Genomic DNA, 4,223 nt, shown 5'->3' on the forward strand with positions numbered 1-4,223 from the left:
CGCCCGGCTCTGGCGGGGGGGTGGGGGGGCCGGGCGTCCGCCCGGGGCCGCGTTCCCCGCGCGGGCCGGGCGGGGGCGGGGGGCCGGTACCGGCACCCGGCCCCGCGTCGTGACCTGCGGTGATACCCGCCGGGATGCTCGGTGCCACGATCCGATGACGGGTCCTTAAACTTGCCGCGTGGGTACACATCGCAGCGGGACCAGATCTCGGAGTATCAGCAAAGGTCCGGTTATCGCGGCATCGGTACTCGTGCTCGTGCTGGTGGCCGTGTTCGCCTGGTTCCAGTTCAGTGATCGCGCCGATTCCTCCGACGTAGCGGCCGCCGCCGAGTGCGTCGAAGGCCCGGCCACCCTCGATGTCACCGTCGACCCCGCCATCGCGGGCCCGGTCCGCGCCGCCGCCGACGCCTACAACGCCACCACACCACGGGTGCGTGATCACTGCGCACAGGTGCAGGTCGCGGCACACCCGTCGGCCGCGCTGGTCGCCGGCCTGGCCGATGCCACGACGTGGGATCCGGCGCTCGGCCCGAAGCCGGGACTGTGGATCGCCGATTCGAGCCGGTCCATCGATCTGGTCCGGGTGCCCGGCCTGATCGAGGGCGCGCCCGCGTCCATCGCGACCAGCCCGATCGTGCTCGCGGTCCCCGAGCCGCTGCGCCAGGCGCTCGACGAGCATCAGATCACCTGGTCGGATCTGCCCCGCCTGCAACAGGGCAGCCTCGACGAACTCGGCCTGTCCGGGTGGGGTGGGTTGCGGATGGCGCTGCCCGGCGGTGACGCGACCACCGCCGCCGCGGCCTCCGTCGGGTCCGCGGTCTCGGGCACCGAACCGCTGACCGAACAGGCCGCGGGCGACGGCCAGGTCGTCGCGGCGATCTCCGGTCTCGCCGCCGGCGCACCGGTATCCGCCGATCTGACGACCGCCATGGCCGGGATCACCGCCGACCCGACCGCCGACACCGTGCACGCGGTCGCCGCGACCGAGCAGCAGCTGGGCACCGGCGGGCTCGTCGCCTACCGTCCCGCGGGCAGCGCCCCGATCGCGGACTATCCGGCCGCGCTGCTGTCGGGTCCGTGGGTCGACAAGACCCAGAACCTCATCGCGTCGCGCTTCATCGATTTCCTGCGCGCACCCGAGCAGGCGGCCGCGCTGGCCACCGCCGGGTTCGGTCCGGCGATCGGCTCGGCGCCGGCCAATCCGCCCAAGGGCGCGCTGCAGCAGGTGCTGTCCACCCTCGCCAACCCGGTGCTCGGTGTGAACGCGACTGTCCTGCTCGACGTGTCCGCGTCGATGAGCACGACCGACGGGTCCACCACCCGGCTGGCGAACGCGGGCGCCGCGCTGGCGTCCACGTTGCAGGTGATCCCGCCGGACTTCGGTCTGGGCCTGTGGACGTTCGGCAAGAACCTCGACGGCACCACCCCCTACCAGGTGCAGGTGCCCACCGCGCTGCTCAGCGACACCCAGCGCACTGCGTTCGGCACTGCCGTCACCTCGACCGAGGCCACCCAGACCACCGCCGATCAGGCCTATCCGAGCCTGCTCGCCGCCTACCGTGCCGCCGTGGCCGCCTACTCCCCCGGCCGCACGAACTCGATCCTGCTGATCACCGACGGCCCCGACGACGATTCGTCGCTGACCGGCACGGCGCTGGTCAGCGAGATCACCGCCGCGACGAAGTCGGACAAGCCGGTGCGCATCGATGTCGTGGTGATCGGCGGTGACGGCACCCAGACCTTGCAGACCCTCGCCCAGCAGACCGGCGGCACCTACACCCGGGTGACGACGAGCAACGACCTCGGCTTCGGCACCGCGGTGGTCGAGGCGCTCACCACCCCCTAGGGCGAAACCTCCACCAGCGCACCGGATTCCATGGCGATCCAGAGGTGCCCGCGCGGGTCGACGGTGAGTCCGTGTGGTTCGGTGCCGGGCAGCGGCAGGTGGGTGACGGCACCGTCGGTCGTCAGCCGGCCGAGCCGGGCGCTCGCCCACTCGGTGAACCACAGTGCGCCGTCGGGGCCGGTGACGATCGCGTGTGGGCGGGCCGCCGGATCCGGCAGGGGGTATTCGGTGATCGTGCCGTCGACGGCGATGCGGCCGATCGCGCCTGCGCCGATCTCGGTGAACCACACCGCATCGTCGGGACCCGCCGTGATGCCGACAGGTGCGGCCGCGGGGGTCGGGAGCGGATACGTCGTGAGGCCGAGCTCGGCGTCGACGCGGCCGATCGCGTTGCCCTGGTTCAGCGTGAACCACACGGCATCGTCGGGGCCGGGTGTGATCATCGACGGCATGCCGTCGACCGCGACGCGGCTGACCTCGCCGTCGGCGGTGCGCCGGCCGACCTGCCCGGCCTGCAATTCGGTGAACCACCAGCCGCCCGGCCCCGCGCACAACCCGTAGGGACTGTCCAGCGCGATGCCGGTCACCTCGCCCCGCACGGTGATCCGGCCGAGCCGTCCGCCGCGGAACTCGGTGAACCACAACGCATCGTCGGCGCCGGCCACGATCACGGTCGGTTGCCCGTCGGCCGGGTCGAGCGTGAAGGTCTCGACCTCCCCGTCGGCGCAGCGACCGATCATCCCCTGCGCGGCCAGAGTGAACCACAGCGCGCCGTCGGGCCCGACGGTGATCCCGTAGGGCGCGCCTGCGACCTCGAATACCCGTACGATGTCAGCCAAGATCCCGAATCCCCTTCTGTTCGCCCCGGAATCGGCGGCGCAGTGCCCGATCGTGCGAGACGACGACCACCGCGCCCCGGTAGTCGTGCAGTGCGCGTTCCACCTCGTCGACCAGGGTCAGCGAGAGGTGGTTGGTCGGCTCGTCGAGCAGCAGCAGATCGTGTTCCCCGGCCAGCACCCGGGCCAGCGCGAGCCTGCGCCGCTGCCCCTCCGACAATGTGCCCACTGCACGATCGAGCAGTGCGGGCGCGAACAGCCCGGTCGCGAGCAATGCCGTGCGCCCGAATCCGTAGGTCTCGACGACGCTGCGCGCCGGGTCGAACCGCTCGTCCTGGCGCAGATAGCCGACCCGGCCCGGCGCCGCGGCGTGGATCGCGTCGAGCAGGGTCGATTTCCCGGCCCCGTTGGGTCCGTGGATGAGCAGCCGGTCGCGCGGACCCAGCGTCACCGATCCGACCGCGAATTCGCCACCCGATCCGGTGAACCGGCCACGGAACCGCAGCGGCTCGGGTGGGCGTGGCACCGCGTGCTCGCGCAGCCGCCGCAACCGCTCGGCGGTCTGGCGCACGCGCGAGGCCACCGAACTCTGTACCCGTCCGGCATTGCGGTCGTAGGCCATCTTGTTGTTGTCGGTCATCGCGCGACCGTGTGCCACCCGGACCGCGGTGGTCGTCGCGAACTCCTCGAGCCGCGCGATCTCCGCCCGCCACTGCTCGTAGGCCTGCTCCCAGCGGACCCGCGCGGCCGCCTTCTCCGCGAGGAATCCGCTGTAACCGCCGCCGAAGCGGGTCAGGGTGCCGTCGGCGACCTCGAGGATCGCGGTGACCACGTGGTCGAGGAAGAGGCGATCGTGCGAGACCACGACGACGGTCCCGCGATGGCTGCGCAACCGGTGCTCCAGCCAGGTCAGCGCCGCCTCGTCGAGATGATTGGTCGGTTCGTCGAGCAGCAGCACCTCGGGTGCGGCGGCCAGCAGACAGGCCAGGCCGAGCCGGGCCCGCTCGCCGCCGGAGAGGCTCTCCATCCGCCGGTCCCGGTCGATGCCCGCCAGCCCGAGACCGTGCATGGCCGCGTCGACCCTGGCATCGGCGGCGTAGCCGTCCCGCGCCTCGAATCGGGCCAGCAGGGCGCCGAATCGGTCCATGTCCTGCGCTTCGGCGGCCTCCTGCATGCCGCGCTCGAGCACCCGCAACTCCGCCAGCGCCGCTTCGACGACCGCGCCGACGGTGTCGCCGGTCAGTGTCTGCGCGAGGTGCCCGACACCGTTGTCCGCGGTGACCGTGACCGCGCCCGCGTCGGGGGTCTCCAGTCCGGCCAGCACCCGCAGCAGCGTCGACTTTCCCGCGCCGTTCTCGCCGACGATCCCGACCCGTTCACCGGGCCGGATGGTGGCGGACACCCCGTCGAGCACCGGGCAGTCCGCGTAGGACTTCGATACGGCACGCAGGGACAGTTGAGTAGTCAAACAGCACTCCAATCGCTACTTGTGTAGCTTTAACTCTAACCAAGAGTCGACACTAACGCAACAGGAGTAGATT

The 4,223-nt window shown here is 71.7% G+C and carries 3 protein-coding genes; 1 reads left to right on the plus strand and 2 read right to left on the minus strand.

The annotated features are described in order from the left end of the window. Positions 1-178: 178 nt before the first annotated feature. A complete protein-coding gene (locus tag ACFXK0_RS16925) occupies positions 179-1,846 on the plus strand; it encodes a VWA domain-containing protein (RefSeq protein ID WP_379411240.1) in 1,668 nt (555 codons plus the stop codon). On the opposite strand, the gene ACFXK0_RS16930 is transcribed toward ACFXK0_RS16925, so the two are convergent. Together ACFXK0_RS16930 and ACFXK0_RS16935 are read right to left on the minus strand one after the other, a co-directional pair. Next, the gene (locus ACFXK0_RS16930; protein ID WP_379411242.1) at positions 1,843-2,685 is read right to left on the minus strand and encodes a virginiamycin B lyase; all 843 of its coding nucleotides are present in this window, start codon (positions 2,683-2,685) and stop codon (positions 1,843-1,845) included. The genes ACFXK0_RS16925 and ACFXK0_RS16930 overlap by 4 nt on opposite strands. After that, positions 2,678-4,150, minus strand: a complete 1,473-nt coding sequence (locus ACFXK0_RS16935) for an ABC-F family ATP-binding cassette domain-containing protein (RefSeq protein WP_379411243.1) — start codon at positions 4,148-4,150, stop codon at positions 2,678-2,680. The genes ACFXK0_RS16930 and ACFXK0_RS16935 overlap by 8 nt, the downstream gene beginning before the upstream one ends. Between the last annotated feature and the right edge of the window lie 73 nt (positions 4,151-4,223).

The sequence above is a fragment of the Nocardia sp. NPDC059177 genome, from assembly GCF_042755165.1.
In the GTDB taxonomy this organism is placed as follows: Bacteria; Actinomycetota; Actinomycetes; order Mycobacteriales; family Mycobacteriaceae; genus Nocardia.